Genomic DNA, 14028 nt, shown 5'->3' with positions numbered 1-14028 from the left:
TAACGACCGGTGACATGCGACTCGAGGAACAGAGCGCGGTCGTTCGAGACGCCATCCCGGCCGAGTACGCTGATCTCATCGTCTTCGTGACCGAACTCGGCGGGACGACTGCGCTCATGTTCCTGCTCGCCGTGCTGTTCTGGGGTGTGGACCGCCGCCGCAGCGCGCTCGTGATCAGTTACGCAGTCGCCGGACTGGCGCTCCTGTTGTCGCTCAAGGCACTCTTCAGGCTGCCGCGGCCGCCGGAAGACGCCATGTTGATCGCGCTTGAGGGCGAACGTGAGGGGTACGGCTTTCCTAGCGGCCACGCGTTCGCGGCGACCGTCGTCTACGGTGGTCTCGTCTCGGCGTACGACCGACTGGGAGACTGGCGGGCGGTTACCGCTGCCGGCGCGCTGATCGTCGCCGTCTCGCTGTCCCGGGTCGCGCTGGGCGTGCACTACCTCAGTGACGTGCTCGTCGGGGCAGCCCTCGGGGTCGCCTTCGTTGCGGTCATGGAGCGACTCTCGCGCGGCGACCCGACGAACGGGTTCGCGATCGCGCTCGCCCTCTCCGTGCCCGCGATCGTCGTCGCCAGCGGCACGGAGGACGCGCTGCTCGGACTCGGCGGTTCGATCGGCGGGGTGATCGGCTCGCGGCGACTCCCGGCCCTGCCGGCGCTGCGGTCCCGACTCGAAGGAGTCGCACTCGTCGTCCTCGGTGGGACGTTCGTGGCCGTCGTCCAGACGGTCGAATCGGCAGTCGCGCCGATCGAACCGCTACTCGTGACGCTGTACGCGGTCCTCGTCGCGGGTATACTCCTCGTCCCGGCCGCGGTGGGTCGACTCGAGATCGGCGTCTTCGAGTCTCGACGAGCGTGATCCGACCGCTGCTCGAGCCGAGAGCGTCGTCATGAGGATCGACACGTGAGTCGGAGGTGGACCGCATATCGGATCGCGTTCGCTGATCCATATAAATATCAACAGATACCGTTGCAAAAGCAGGGCTCATCTTTAGTGCGTTCTTGGGTGTGTCTTGCTCCCGAGGATTCTACAATGGACGGCAGTAGAACGGTCGAACCGACTGAGTCGACACGAACCGAGAGCGACGGGGCGGACCGATGAGGGCGCTCACCTGGCACGGCGAACAGGACGTTCGTATCGACGATGTCCCCGAACCCGAGATCGTCAATCCGACCGATGCGATAATCGAGGTCACGGCGACCGCCATCTGCGGCTCCGACCTCCACCTCTATAACGGCTACATGCCCGGCATGCGGGAGGGGGACGTGCTCGGCCACGAGCCGATGGGCGAGGTGATCGAGGTCGGCGACGAGGTCGAGACCCTCGAGGAGGGCGACAGGGTCGTCGTCCCCTTCACAATCAGCTGTGGCTCGTGTTGGTTCTGCCAGAACGACCTGTACTCGCTCTGTGATAACTCGAACCCAAACGCCGAGATGGCGAGTAAGATGATGGGCCACTCGCCGGCCGGCCTGCTCGGGTTCTCCCACATGTTGGGCGGCTACGCGGGCGGCCAAGCAGAGTACCTGCGAGTTCCCTACGCCGACGTCGGCCCGATCACGATCGAGTCCGACCTTTCCGACGAGCAGGTCCTCTTCCTCTCCGACATCTTCCCGACAGGATACATGGCCGCCGAAAACGCCGAAATCGAGGAGAACGACACGGTCGCGGTCTGGGGCTGTGGCCCGGTCGGGCAGTTCGCGATCCAGAGCGCGTGGATGCTCGGTGCCGACCGGGTGATCGCCATCGACCGGATTCCGGAACGACTCGAGATGGCCAGAGACCACGGCGACGCGGAGATCATCCACTTCGAGGAGGATGACGTCTACGACCGGCTAATGGCGATGACCGGCAACCGCGGCCCGGATCGATGTATTGACGCGGTTGGGACGGAGGCCCACGGCACGGGCGTCATGGGCCTCGCCGATCAGGTCAAACAGGAGGCGAGACTCGAGGACGACCGGCCCCACGTCCTCCGGCAGGCGATCAAGTGCTGTCGCAAGGGCGGGACGCTCTCGGTGCCGGGCGTCTACCTCGGGCGCTCGGACAATCTCCCCTTCGGCTCGGTCATGAACAAGGCCCTGACGATCAAGACGGGCCAAACTCACGTTCAGCGCTATTTAAACCCGCTACTGGACAAAATCGAGGACGGCGAGATCGATCCTTCGTTCGTCATCACCCATCAGGTTGGCCTCGAGGACGGCCCGGAGATGTACGAGACGTTCAACAACAAGGATGACGACTGCGTCAAGGTCGTGATGACGCCCTGACTCGGTCGATCGGCCGGCCAGCATTGCCGTCTACGCCGACGAGTAGTCAACCCTCCCTTCCTCCTCGCTCATTCGGATCCAGTACAGGCGCGTGTACGGCAAGTGGATGAATCCCTCGTCCTCGAGTCGAATCCGAACGCCCTGGACCTTTCCCGAATCGGAGATGTGGTCGGCATCGACCTCCTCCGTCGCCGTTCCGTCGGGGGCATCGTACGTGATCGTCGCCATATATACAGGAGTAAACCCTCGTCGATAAGTTCAGGGCACGCGAATTCACGCAGTTCATCGAGAGCGGACCCGGCCGGGGATTTACCGCCGTCGGCGGCGTCGAATCGCTATGTTCGAGTGGCTTCACCCGCGTCGGCCGGGCGGTCGGATCGCGGTCTGGATCGTCGCCGCCATCGCGCTCGCGTCGATCGCGACCGGCATCGGCGCGATCCTCACCCGGCCGGCCCTTGAGGCCGGCGGTTCGGTCGGCGACCTCCAGTCGGCGGCGGAGTTCAGCGGGACGATCGTCGGCTTCGCCCTGCTCGTCACCGCCTGGGGAATGCGTCGGGGTACCGGCTGGCGTACGTCACCGCCGTCCCCCTCGTGGTGCTCTCGGGAGCCCACGGGATCGTACAGTTCCGAGCGGTGTCCGTCCCGCTGGTCGCCCTCTCGATCGGCGGGCTCGCCGTCCTCGTGACGACGAGCGGACGCTTCACGCGCTCGAGTTCGCTCGACGCGACCCAGATCGGTGCGCTCCTGTCTATCGTTGGCGTGGCCTGTTACGGGACCGCCGGCGCGTACGCGCTCAGAACGGAGTTCGACGGGGTCGTGACTGTCGTCGATGCGGTCTACTTTACCGCCGTGACCGCGAGCACGGTCGGCTACGGCGATGTCCACGCGACCACCGAAACGGCGCGTCTGTTCGCTATCTCGCTGGTCGTCCTCGGGCCGGCCACCCTGGCCGCTACGGTCGGCAGCCTGTTCGAACCCGCGCTCGAGACGCACCTCGCACGAACCGGTCGCCGGGCGACGGCGCGTCTCGATTCCGACGCTGCCGCGGCCGATCGCGGATCGGGGCGGGGCGCGGAAATCGTCGTTTTCGGGTACAACGAGACGATCACACCGGTGGTCGACGCTCTCGCGTCCCGCACGTCGGTCACGGTAGTGACGACCGGGGAGCCACCTCGGCTTTCGGACGGCGTCGACGCGATCGTCGGAGAGCCGTCGGCCGGCGAAACGCTCGAGGCGGCCGGCGTCGAGACGTGTGATGCGGTCCTCGTCAACCCCGCCGGCCCGATCGATTCGGCCGCAGTGATCGACGCCGTGCGGTCGCGGACGGACGCCAGACTCGTGGCTGTCACGGGCGGGGGAGAACCCGAGTCGCTCGAGCGAACCGGGGCGGACGTCGCCATCGACATCGAGACCGTCCTGTTCGAGGCGACGATCGGCGCGTTGACTGACGGCGGCGGACCGGCGGATCAGTCGCCCGCGTCGGCCGATTCCCAGAGCGGATAGAGATCGTCCTCGATTGGCTCGGTGATCGACTCGCCGTCCAAGCGGAGTTCGGGGTCGCCACCATCGAGGTCTCGAACGATCCCGATTTCGGCAGCCTCGATCCCCACGTCCTCGAGCGCCACGAGACACTCAGCGACCGCGTCGTCGGGGACGGTCGCAAGCAGCGCGCCGGAACCGAAAATCCGCAGCGGATCGACGCCGGCTGCCTCGCACAGCGTCGCGGTCTCCTCGCGGATTGGGACAGTGTCGCGGTCCACCTCGAGTCGGACGTTCGAGGCGCGAGCCACCTCGAGCAGGCCGGCTGCGACGCCGCCCTCCGTGGGATCGTGCATCGCCGTCGCATAGTCGCGGACAAGCCGGGCGTCGGGAACGACACTGATCTCCGCGAGAAACCCCTCAGCGCGCTCGCGGATTTCGGGGTCGATGTCGAGTTCGTTGCCGAAGTCGGCCGCGAGGATGGCCGAGCCCTCGAGCCCCGCCGCTTTGGTGAGGATCACGGCATCGCCGGGTTCTGCGCCGCCGGTCGGGACGAACCGATTCGTTGCTCCCATGGCCGTCAGCGAGAGCAGCGGCCGCTCGAGCTGATCGACGTACTCCGAGTGGCCGCCAACGATCGACGCACCAACCTCGCGGGCGGCCGCGTCCAGGTCGTGAGAGATTTGCTCGAGAACGCTCTCATCGGCTCCGGTGGGGAGCAACACGACGGCCGTCAGCCAGCGCGGGTCCGCCCCCGAGACGGCGACGTCGTTCGAAGCAACGTAGACGCCGAGTTCGCCAACCCCTTTGGCGGCCAGCGAGATCGGATCGGAGCTGACCACGAGCGTACCCTCGCCGTCGGGCCAGTCGATCGCAGCGGCGTCCTCGCCGTCCGCAGGGCCCTGTACTACCGTCTCGTCGGTCTCGGCCGCTCCTGTCCGCTCGAAGACGTGGGTCAGCAGGTCGTCCGGACTCACCTTGCCGGGCATACCTCGAACTGGGACGATGCGCGGTTTGTAGCTGTCGAAGAATTCGTTTCTCGGCGGAAACCGAGAAGCTACTTCCCAGTAGATAGTAGCACGATTTCTTTATTCGAAACTGGTCGTGAAACTCGCTCTCAATAGAGGGGTATGGGGAATGAGGCAATATATGATAATGTGTTTATGCGACAACTTCATATCACCAATATGAATCGTCGTAGGGCTCTTCAATTAGGAGGAAGTGGTGTTCTCTTTCTGAGTAGCGGGTGTCTCGACTGGTTTAAAGACACAGTTCGTCTTTGTCAAATAGATATTGCCATCACTTCCGACATTAACTCGTTACAGTTACGCCTTTCTGAAAGGGAAGAGACCATCTACGAAGAAACGTACAATATTCGTTCTTCGGATGGATCGAGTAATAGAATAACTGTTGACAACTCTGACATCCCCGTAAGTGAAGGTGAATTCACTCTTCAAGTGAGAATAGACGGGCAAGAGTGGAAAGAATGGTATTTACCCCGGTCTGCTGATGGTTCCACTTCTATTTCCGTTTCACTCGGCATTGAGGGAAGCCGACCGGAAGTCTGGTTTTCGTATAGTACGGACGTAAACTGCTAAGTTTACATCTGTAGTTACCAAATCCGGCATTTTAGTTTCTCCCAACTTATGAATAAATAAGACATATTATCAACTACTGTTACAGCACTACTCTGAAAGCCCCGACACCGCTCACGGGCTGCGACTCGCTGTGCTCCTCGGCTCGCTTCGCTCGCCTGCCGTGCTTACGTCGTCTCGAACCGTGAGCGGTGTCGCCCCTTTCAGTCCCGCCCGAATGTTGTTTGACGGGGCTGCTGTCACAGCGGAAATTACAGTGACGAAGAAACAGCGTCGATCTCGAGACTCGCTCAGTTACCGGGCGCGACCGCGTCCATCGTCTGCCGGACCTGGTCTTCGCTCGCGCCCCGCGGGAAGCTGACCGCGATGGCGTCAAGGTCGTCAACGGCCTCGTACGCCTCGAGTTTCTCGCGAGCGGTTTCGGGATCACCGGCCGCACAGAGATCGTCGAGGATGGTCTCGTCGACTAGTTCGAGGGCGCGTTCGCGGTCGCCCTCCTGCCAGGCGTCGTGGATTTCGGTGGCCTCGTCGTAGCCCTGTCGCTCGAGGGCGTCGCGGTAGAACGTGCCCATGCCGCCAATGTAGAAGCCGATGTGCTGGCGGGTGAGTCTGCGGGCTTCGTCGGGGTCGTCCAGCGCACAGCAGGTGACGCCGGCGGTGACCTGGACCTCGTCGGGATCTCGGTCGCCGAGTTCGGCACCGCGTTCGATGTCCGCGAGCCGGTCTCTCGTTCCGTCGGGGGTAAGCATGATGCCGTGCCAGCCGTCGGCGAAGCGGCCTGCGAGTTCGACCGCTTTCGGGCCCATTCCGGTGACCTCGATCGGCGGCGTCGTCTCCGGCGGGTCACAGCGCAGTCGGAACCCGGCGAGGTCGAAATCGTCGCCGTCGTAGTCGACAGTCTCGCCCGAAAGCACCTGCCGGACGATTTCGACCGTCTCGCGGGTCCGCCTGAGCGGGTTGCCGTACTCCACACCGTGCCAGTTCTCGATCACGACGGGGCCGCTCGGGCCGAGTCCCAGCCGGAAGCGGCCGTCGGAGAGTTCCTGCAGCGTCGCCGCCGTCTGTCCCAGCACGGCCGGCGACCGCGAGTAGGTGTTGAGGATGCTCGAGCCGATATCGATCGACTCGGTGCGTTCGGCCATCGCCGATAGCACGGTCACGCCGTCGCGGCCCCACGTCTCAGGGAGCCAGGCGCAGTCGTAGCCGCCGTCCTCGGCGGTCTGAGCGTAGTCGACGATTGAGTCGATCGTCGGCTGTGCGGCCACCGGCAGGTGGACATCTCTGTCAGTCATCATCAGACACAGACGGAACGCACCCTTTTGGGTGTACGGGAACCGGCGGCGGGAGGACTATCGTTTACCGGGTGGCTCGAGCGACAAGAGGGTTGGAAGTCTTGAGGGCAGCTGCTCGCTGTGGCAAGTACGCACACTGCTATTTGTTTCGAATCTGGCGTGATCGTGGGAGGGAGAATCCATCGATCTCAATGGCTCTTAGGTTGCGGACTGAGAGATAGACGAGCAGGGCACCAGCGAAGGTTGCAGGTGTCAAAACGAGATGCCAGAGAATCGTGTTTTGTATCTCATGTCCAAAGAGACTGAGAGACTCACCCGCCTTTTCCAGAATGAATAACACTGGGGGATGTGTGACGTAAATACCGACGGCGTATTTCTTTCCCCATACCGGTAACGCAGTGTCCCTTCCGAGATTCGGCCGTGAGAGGAGGAAGACGAACAATGAGAGCGTGACCAGAGCAGTGGCTATCGTATAACTCGGTGCATAGATTCCCTGACTCACGGTCTGGTCCGTTATGGCGTATCCCAGTACGTATCGTTCTCCAATATGGAGAACGCCGAAGAGGATGGTTGTTCCGAGATATAGCGTGCTTCGCTCGGGAGCCGGCTGCCACTCGTGCGAGTAGATGTAGTAGCCGAGGCTCGTGTAAAAGAAGCCAAAGAACAGCGCGCTTCTGATCTCGAACGGAATATCGACGAACATCGTATAGCCAGACCCCAAGAGTCCGACGAGATGGAATCCAAGTGAAATTGGCAGTAGATACGCACTCATCGTAGACGCGATACAGAGATAAATTAACACATATGAAAAAATGAGTGCCGGAAGAAACCACAGGATCTCGGAAACGGATGTTCCGTAGTAAAGCAATTCAATCGGCGAAACGAATTCGGCTACTTTGAGAACAACGCTGCTCGTAATAGCTCGATTTTCGGCACTCGCCCGGACGATCGTTCCCGCAAGGAAAACTGGGGCGGAAAGGACGAGTCCGAACGCGTAGAGCGACGTGATACTGGTCACTCGTTTGATGAGATAGTCCGTCGGATCACCACGAGTGGTTTTGAGGGCAAAAAAATACCCGGACGCCATGAAGAAGAACGGAACTGCGAATCGTGCGGTAGTTTCCAGCACAAAATTTGCCATATTGCCGTACATCCCAACCCCTCGAAGGGATTCGTGTGGATGACGACGACAAACAGTATCGCAATTATTCGCGTTGCGTCGATACTATAGAAACGATCAGCCATCAGTCGAGTCAAATCCGGTCTCCATGTGGTTGTCGACGCCGTTGAGCAGTTCTCCAATCCAGGTACGCCTCCAGCGAGATGACTGATCTGCCACTGGCTTGCGTGTACAGGACCGAGAGATGTGCACGCGGATCAGCCGACAACCATCCGGGAGAGGCATTTCCCCTCTCTCGTGTCGTTCTCTCATACGACTCATCAAACTGTGTACCACCCGAATAAGGGGAGTCACCGTTTGCACCCTGCCACCGGATTTGCCTGAATTAAATATAGTTAGATAATCGTTATGCACGGACTATCACAGAAATCGATCAAACCGGACACATCAGTATCAGTTCCACTGCTACTAGTGCTGTCCTCCGGGGAAGCCGCCCGTTCGGTAGCAGTTCGTTCGGTAGCAGTGATCGAGAGACTGAGCTACCGAGTGGCTATTGTCCGTGAAACTGTCTCTCGGAACGCGGATCAGAACTGAAACTGTCGGACAATAGAGGGGAACCGTCCGATACCGTTCGGGCATCAATTTGCGAATCGAGCCGCCCGAACGGAGACGCGTGAGTCTACACGTCGCGCTCTTCGCTGATCTGCGGGACGCCCTGCGCCGTAATCGTCTCCCCGACGATGTACGACGAGGCCGGACTAGCGAGGAACTGGGTGAGGTCAGCAATCTCCTCGACGGTGCCGATGCGGCGGGCGACCGCCTCGCGGTTGATGTTCTCCGCGGAAACACCCATCTGGCTCTCGACGCCCGGCGTGGCGACGAAGCCGGGGGCGATGCAGTTGACGCGGACATCGTCATCGGCCCACTCGTAGGACAGCGTCGTCGTGAGGTTGATGACGGCGGCCTTAGCCGCACCATAGGGACTCATCAGCGGCGAGCCGCGCTGGCCGGCCACGCTGGCTAGATTGATCACTGAGCCGCCGCCGTCCTTCAGGTGTTCCGCGGCGGCGTGGGTGCAGTGATAGGTGCCGTTGACGTTGATGTCCATGATCGTCTTCCAGCCGTTTGGCGAGATATCGTCGAAGTCGGCCATGAACGATGCCCCGGCGTTATTCACCAGCACATCGAGCCCGCCGAACTCCTCGACGGTGGCCTCGACGAGCGCCTCGACGGCCTCGCGGTCGGTCACGTCACACTCGACGGGCAGCGCCCGCCCCGGGCTGTCGCTCTCGTTGATCGCCTCGGCGACCGGATCAACGTTGTCCTGCTCGCGTGAGCAGACGACGACGTCAACGCCGTCGTCGGCGAATCGCTCCGCAATCGACTTCCCGATCCCGCTCGAGGACCCTGTAACGATGGCCGTCTCACCGTCGACGCTGAACTGGTCGGTACTCATACGCGATCACCGGTGACTGCAACCTGTGACTGATTCATTACCATTGTTAGCATCAGTATCCTATTTGCAGCAACTGTTAATAAAGATGGGCATAGATACCGTACCGTTAAGACAATGGCAATCAATAGCACAGACGAGAACACGACGGCGGGGCGGTCGCCGCTACAGGAAAATCAGGATGTCATGATAGGAACGACACGCGACTCCGACTCGGAGCAGCGAATCAAGAACGGGGACGGCATGATGCTCGCGGTCGATCGACCGACGATTCGGAGGTCTGACCGATGAGTGAGGGGCCGGGAGCCGATAACCGAAGAGACGACGATGGCAATACCGAGTGGGAAGCCATCTTCTGGGACATCGGCGGCGTTATCCTCGCACTGGACTCGGTTCAGGGCGCTCACGCCGAGTTCGTCGCGGAGTTATGCGACCGTCACGAGGTCGATACGACGGTCGAAGCGGCTATCGACACGTGGCGGACGACCATCGGGGATTACTTCCGCGAGCGCGACGGCACCGAGTTCCGATCCGCCCGCGACGGGTATCACCTCGGCGTCGAGGCCATCGTCGGCGAGGAGATCCCGCGGGCGGAATGGGAGCCACGATTCGACGAAGTCGTCCGATCGTCGATCGAGCCGATTCCCGGAGCCCCCGAAACGATCGAACGCCTCGCCGACCGGGGCCTCCACGTCGGCGTCATCAGCGACGTCGACGACGCGGAGGGTCGAGCGATGCTCGAGCACTTCGGTGTCCGCCAGTACTTCGATTCGATCACGACCTCCGAGGAAGTCGGCCGGACGAAGCCCGATCCGGCCATGTTCGAGACGGCGCTCGAGAAGGCCGATGTGAGCCCCGAGCACTCGCTCATGATCGGCGACCGCTACGCCCACGACGTGAAGGGGGCCGTCGACGTAGGGATGCACGGCGTTGCGTTCGGGGCCGAGGATGGCCCGGCGGTCTCGTATCGGGTCGAGTCGCCCGAAGGGGTCCTCGAGATCGTCGATTGAACACGGGAAGGCTGGACTGACCGGGAGAATGATTCGATCAGGGCCGGACCGGTCCCTATGCTAACGGAAGTGAACATTGTAAAATAAGAAAGACAGCGTAACTATTTTCGTTAGGCAGCGCGGTTATGGTACCGTATACCATGTCGAGCGAGAACCGTGACCTAACGGCAGACACCGTATCGATCGCCCCGTCGGGCGATGCACTCTCCAGAGTTCCATGAGCGAGAACTACTACGAGCGTCTCGTCGACGAGGACGCGCTGGTCGCATATCTGGAAGCACATCTCGGCGCGGTCGACGACTACGACATCGCCCGCCATCAGGAGGGACACTCGAACGAGACGCTGTTCGTCACTTGGGGCGACCGCGAACTCGTCATCCGGCGGCCGCCACCGGGCGAAACGGCCGACACAGCACACGACGTCCTCCGCGAGTACCGCGTGACGAACGCGGTGTCCGACACCGACGTTCCGGTCCCGAATCCGGTGCTCGCCTGCGAGGACCACGACATCATCGGTAGCGACTTCTACGTGATGGAGCAACTCGAGGGTGACGTCCTGCGCGAGGGCGAACCTGAGCGATTCGCCGCACCCGAGCACCGCCGCCGGATCGGCGAGGAACTCGTCGACACGCTGGCGACGATTCATGACCTCGAGTACGAGGAAATCGGGCTCGGCGAGTTCGGTCGTCCCGAAGGGTACACGCAACGGCAGGTCGACCGCTGGGGGAAACAGCTCTCGTGGGCGTTCGAGGTCACTGAGGACGAGCGAGAGATTCCGGTCCTCCACGAGGTCGGCGATTGGCTCCGCGACAACGTCCCTGAGGAGCACCCTCATACGCTCGTTCACGGCGACTACAAGCTCGACAACGTCATGTTTGGCCCCGGAACGCCGCCGGAACTCATCGGCGTCTTCGACTGGGAGATGGCCACGCTGGGCGATCCGCGCGCAGATTTGGGCTGGATGCTCTCCTACTGGCGCGATTCGAAGGATCCTGAACCGGAAATCCCAGAACTGGTCACCCGCTTTATGGAAGAAGAGGGGTACCCGACCCGCCGCGAACTGGTCGACCGCTGGGAAGATCGAACCGGTTACGAGTTCGAACACGAGCGGTTCTACCGTGCGCTCGCGGTCTACAAACTCGCCGGCCTCGGCGAGATGTTCTTCCGCCGCTACCTCGAGGGCAACAGCGACGACCCGATGTACCCGAAGATGGAAGACCGCGTGCCGGCGCTGGCCGCGCGAGCGAAACGGATCATCGAGGGCGACGAACCGCTGTAGTCGGGCGACGTACCGCCACCCGGCTTCCAGTGTCTGATTGACAACCGATCGGACCCGTTAGCGGCGGGTTCAGAGCCGTCGGCTCGGCAGGCTGGCCTGGTTTCGTATCGATTCCTGTCTCATATTGGAAACACATAACACAAATTGGATGCGACCGGAAGCTAGCGGTCGTTGTCGGAAGTCGAGCCCGCGGGCTGGAAAGTGACACTCATCCGGATATCCGGAACCGGAATGGTAGTCATTGGCACCTTGATATTGCTTGCCGGCTGATTTGACCCCGAAACGGACGGAACTGGCCGTTCGTTGACCGACACGGGAACCAGCCCTCCGTATTGGTCGCCGAGAACCGCGACGAGACCGACTCGAGCACTCGCACACCGAGGCGTTCGCGAAATGAGACGAACACACCGGGTGAACCGGCGATCGGTCGCTTTCGCAGTGAGAAAATTGAGTTACTATTACCGACGTTCATTTCAAACTCGAATCGGTGTACGTGCTGTACAACGCCGAACAACGGGCTTAACATTGCTAATCTTGGTCGGTGGTATTAAGACGGCTCCGATAGACAACACGACCATGACACTCGAAAGCATTGACCGCGTTACGGTACTCGGCGCGGGGAACATGGGACACGGGATTACTGAAGTAACGGCCATGGCCGGCTACGACGTCACGATGCGTGACATCAAAGACGAGTTCGTCGAGGACGGCTACGAGTCGATCGAATGGAGTCTACAGAAACTCGAGGAAAAGGAGATGATCGACGAGTCGGCCGACGAGGTCCTCTCGCGGATCGACACGACGACGGATCTCGAGACGGCCGTTTCCGACGCTGATCTCGTCATCGAGGCCGCACCTGAGGATCTGGACCTGAAACACGACATCTTCAGCGATCTCGAGGAGTACACCAGTGGCGACACGCTGCTGGCGACAAACACCTCGAGCCTGCCGATCTCGGACATCGCGGAGGCCGTCGATACGCCCGAGCGCGTGCTGGGACTGCACTTCTTCAACCCGCCGGTCAAGATGGACCTCGTCGAGGTCATCTACGGTGAGGACACCAGCGACGAGGCGGCTGAAGCGGGCTACGAGTGGGTCGAGTCGATCGGCAAGACGCCGATCTACGTCCGCAAGGACGTCCGCGGCTTCGTCGTCAACACCATCGTCGGGCCGTTCGGCGGCGAACCCGCGTTCATGGTCTCGGAGGGCGAGGCGACGATCCGTGAGGCCGACGCCACGATGGCCCACGAACGCGACTACCCGATGGGGCCGTTCGAACTCGCCGACCTCACCGGCATCGATGTCGGCTACCACGTCCGCAAGGAGGGCGGCAGTCCGATCCCGCCGATCACGGAAGAGAAGGTCGAGGCCGAAGAACTCGGCCAGAAGACCGGAAAGGGCTTCTACGACTACGAGGACGGCGATGGGGCTGACTACGAGCCCGAAGACGCCAGCGACTTCGACTGGCTCCGCGTCGAGGCCCGCATGATCAACCGCGCGGCCTTCCTCGTCGGCGAGGACGTCGCCACACCCGAGGAGGTCGACACCGGCGTCCAGCTCGGACTGGGCTTCCCCGAGGGTATCTGCCGACGCGCCGATAAGATCGGTCTCGATACTGTCCTCGAGAAACTCGAGACGCTCTGTGAGGAGACCGGTTCCGAGCGCTTCGAGCCACATCCGTACCTCGAGCAACTCGTCGAAGCGGGCGAGACCGGTGAGGACGCCGGCGCTGGCTTCTACGACTACGGCGACGACGAGCTCGGTCCCTACCACGACCTGAACTACGACCTCGAGGATGGCCTCCTACAGGTCGAACTCGACCGGCCGTCCCGGATGAACGCGCTCTCGGCGGACCTGCTCGGCGAGATCGACGATCTGTTCGACTCGGTCGATACCGACGAGGTTCGGTGTGCAACGATCGAAGGGAGCGGCGACCGCGCGTTCAGCGCCGGCGCGGATATCTCCGGGTTCAGCGACGCGGATCCGACCGATCTGATGGACGTCACGCCCGCCTTCGAGACGGTTAACGACTTCCCGCGACCCGTCCTCGCGAAGATCGACGGCTTCTGTCTCGGCGGCGGCCTCGAACTTGCGCTGGCCTGTGACCTGCGGATCGCCACCGAGCGCTCCTCCTTTGGTGCGCCCGAAATCGGCCTCGGCCTGATCCCTGGTGGTGGCGGGACCCAGCGACTCACTCGAATCCTCGGCGAGACCCGTGCGAAGGAACTGGTCTTCCGCGGCAACCATATCGACGCCGACCGCGCCGAAGACTGGGGCCTGATCAATCGCTCTGTCGAGCGCGACGAGTTCGACAACACCGTTTCGGAGTTCGTCGACGACCTCGCCGGTGGTCCACCGATCGGCCTCAAGGTCGCCAAGAAGGTCATGAACGAGGGCCAGGACGCCAGCCTGGACGCCGCACTCGCCATGGAGAGCCAGGGCTTTGGCCTCCTCTCGAGCACCGACGACGTGCTGGAAGGCACCGCCGCGTTCGCCGAGGACCGCGAACCCGAGTTCGAGGGCGAGTAACA

The 14028-nt window shown here is 62.0% G+C and carries 13 protein-coding genes; 8 read left to right on the top strand and 5 right to left on the bottom strand.

Annotated elements, in window-relative coordinates:
• Nucleotides 1-14 precede the first annotated feature (14 nt).
• Both K6I40_RS24490 and K6I40_RS24485 read left to right on the top strand, forming a co-directional pair.
• The gene (locus K6I40_RS24490; protein ID WP_222917722.1) at nt 15-860 is read left to right on the top strand and encodes a phosphatase PAP2 family protein; all 846 of its coding nucleotides are present in this window, start codon (nt 15-17) and stop codon (nt 858-860) included.
• A 239-nt stretch (nt 861-1099) separates the two neighbouring features.
• Entirely contained in the window at nt 1100-2269 is a 1170-nt protein-coding gene (locus tag K6I40_RS24485; protein WP_222917720.1) for a zinc-dependent alcohol dehydrogenase, read from the top strand.
• A gap of 30 nt (nt 2270-2299) precedes the next feature.
• Here K6I40_RS24485 and K6I40_RS24480 read toward each other — a convergent pair whose 3' ends face one another.
• On the bottom strand, nt 2300-2497 hold the full coding sequence (locus K6I40_RS24480) for a hypothetical protein (protein ID WP_222917718.1): 198 nt from the start codon (nt 2495-2497) through the stop codon (nt 2300-2302).
• Between the two features lie 109 nt (nt 2498-2606).
• On the opposite strand from K6I40_RS24480, the gene K6I40_RS29065 reads away from it, so the two are divergent.
• Both K6I40_RS29065 and K6I40_RS24475 read left to right on the top strand, forming a co-directional pair.
• Nucleotides 2607-2954 carry a hypothetical protein gene (locus tag K6I40_RS29065; protein WP_345779413.1) on the top strand — a complete coding sequence of 116 codons (348 nt, stop codon included), beginning with the start codon at nt 2607-2609 and terminating at the stop codon, nt 2952-2954.
• Nucleotides 2903-3772, top strand: a complete 870-nt coding sequence (locus K6I40_RS24475) for an ion channel (RefSeq protein ID WP_345779412.1) — start codon at nt 2903-2905, stop codon at nt 3770-3772. The genes K6I40_RS29065 and K6I40_RS24475 overlap by 52 nt, the downstream gene beginning before the upstream one ends.
• Here the strand turns inward: K6I40_RS24475 and K6I40_RS24470 are convergent.
• The 4 genes from K6I40_RS24470 to K6I40_RS24455 form a co-directional block, all read right to left on the bottom strand.
• Complete coding sequence (locus tag K6I40_RS24470; RefSeq protein ID WP_222917716.1) at nt 3736-4737, bottom strand: AIR synthase family protein; 1002 nt, start codon at nt 4735-4737, stop codon at nt 3736-3738. The two genes, K6I40_RS24475 and K6I40_RS24470, sit on opposite strands and share 37 nt — an antisense overlap.
• 896 nt (nt 4738-5633) lie before the next feature.
• Nucleotides 5634-6635: a TIGR04024 family LLM class F420-dependent oxidoreductase gene (locus K6I40_RS24465; RefSeq protein WP_222917714.1), complete on the bottom strand. Its 1002-nt coding sequence runs from the start codon at nt 6633-6635 to the stop codon at nt 5634-5636.
• Nucleotides 6636-6774: 139 nt separating this feature from the next.
• Nucleotides 6775-7788, bottom strand: coding sequence for an acyltransferase (locus tag K6I40_RS24460; protein WP_255681852.1), 1014 nt, complete (start codon nt 7786-7788; stop codon nt 6775-6777).
• 646 nt (nt 7789-8434) lie between these two features.
• Nucleotides 8435-9211, bottom strand: a complete 777-nt coding sequence (locus tag K6I40_RS24455) for a glucose 1-dehydrogenase (protein ID WP_222917712.1) — start codon at nt 9209-9211, stop codon at nt 8435-8437.
• 114 nt (nt 9212-9325) lie between these two features.
• Here K6I40_RS24455 and K6I40_RS24450 point away from each other — a divergent pair, with 114 nt between their 5' ends.
• The 4 genes from K6I40_RS24450 (at nt 9326) to K6I40_RS24435 (ending at nt 14026) form a co-directional block, all read left to right on the top strand.
• On the top strand, nt 9326-9499 hold the full coding sequence (locus K6I40_RS24450; protein ID WP_222917710.1) for a hypothetical protein: 174 nt from the start codon (nt 9326-9328) through the stop codon (nt 9497-9499).
• Nucleotides 9496-10218: an HAD family hydrolase gene (locus tag K6I40_RS24445; protein WP_222917708.1), complete on the top strand. Its 723-nt coding sequence runs from the start codon at nt 9496-9498 to the stop codon at nt 10216-10218. Before K6I40_RS24450 ends, K6I40_RS24445 begins: the two co-directional genes overlap by 4 nt.
• Nucleotides 10219-10435: 217 nt before the next feature.
• The gene (locus tag K6I40_RS24440; RefSeq protein WP_222917706.1) at nt 10436-11497 is read left to right on the top strand and encodes a phosphotransferase family protein; all 1062 of its coding nucleotides are present in this window, start codon (nt 10436-10438) and stop codon (nt 11495-11497) included.
• 576 nt (nt 11498-12073) lie between these two features.
• Nucleotides 12074-14026, top strand: a complete 1953-nt coding sequence (locus K6I40_RS24435; RefSeq protein ID WP_222917704.1) for a 3-hydroxyacyl-CoA dehydrogenase NAD-binding domain-containing protein — start codon at nt 12074-12076, stop codon at nt 14024-14026.
• Nucleotides 14027-14028 lie beyond the last annotated feature (2 nt).

Origin of the sequence: Natrinema sp. SYSU A 869 (assembly GCF_019879105.1) — an archaeon.
Classification (GTDB): domain Archaea; phylum Halobacteriota; class Halobacteria; order Halobacteriales; family Natrialbaceae; genus Natrinema.
This window is presented reverse-complemented; position numbering and strand designations above follow the sequence as displayed.

Excerpts from the sequence above, each read along its gene's own strand:
- K6I40_RS24490 (WP_222917722.1), top strand. The coding sequence starts at position 15 with ATGCGACTCGAGGAACAGAGCGCGGTCGTTCGAGACGCCATCCCGGCC.
- K6I40_RS24485 (WP_222917720.1), top strand. The coding sequence starts at position 1,100 with ATGAGGGCGCTCACCTGGCACGGCGAACAGGACGTTCGTATCGACGAT.
- K6I40_RS24480 (WP_222917718.1), bottom strand. The coding sequence starts at position 2,497 with ATGGCGACGATCACGTACGATGCCCCCGACGGAACGGCGACGGAGGAG.
- K6I40_RS29065 (WP_345779413.1), top strand. The coding sequence starts at position 2,607 with ATGTTCGAGTGGCTTCACCCGCGTCGGCCGGGCGGTCGGATCGCGGTC.
- K6I40_RS24470 (WP_222917716.1), bottom strand. The coding sequence starts at position 4,737 with ATGCCCGGCAAGGTGAGTCCGGACGACCTGCTGACCCACGTCTTCGAG.
- K6I40_RS24465 (WP_222917714.1), bottom strand. The coding sequence starts at position 6,635 with ATGACTGACAGAGATGTCCACCTGCCGGTGGCCGCACAGCCGACGATC.
- K6I40_RS24460 (WP_255681852.1), bottom strand. The coding sequence starts at position 7,788 with ATGTACGGCAATATGGCAAATTTTGTGCTGGAAACTACCGCACGATTC.
- K6I40_RS24455 (WP_222917712.1), bottom strand. The coding sequence starts at position 9,211 with ATGAGTACCGACCAGTTCAGCGTCGACGGTGAGACGGCCATCGTTACA.
- K6I40_RS24450 (WP_222917710.1), top strand. The coding sequence starts at position 9,326 with ATGGCAATCAATAGCACAGACGAGAACACGACGGCGGGGCGGTCGCCG.
- K6I40_RS24445 (WP_222917708.1), top strand. The coding sequence starts at position 9,496 with ATGAGTGAGGGGCCGGGAGCCGATAACCGAAGAGACGACGATGGCAAT.
- K6I40_RS24440 (WP_222917706.1), top strand. The coding sequence starts at position 10,436 with ATGAGCGAGAACTACTACGAGCGTCTCGTCGACGAGGACGCGCTGGTC.
- K6I40_RS24435 (WP_222917704.1), top strand. The coding sequence starts at position 12,074 with ATGACACTCGAAAGCATTGACCGCGTTACGGTACTCGGCGCGGGGAAC.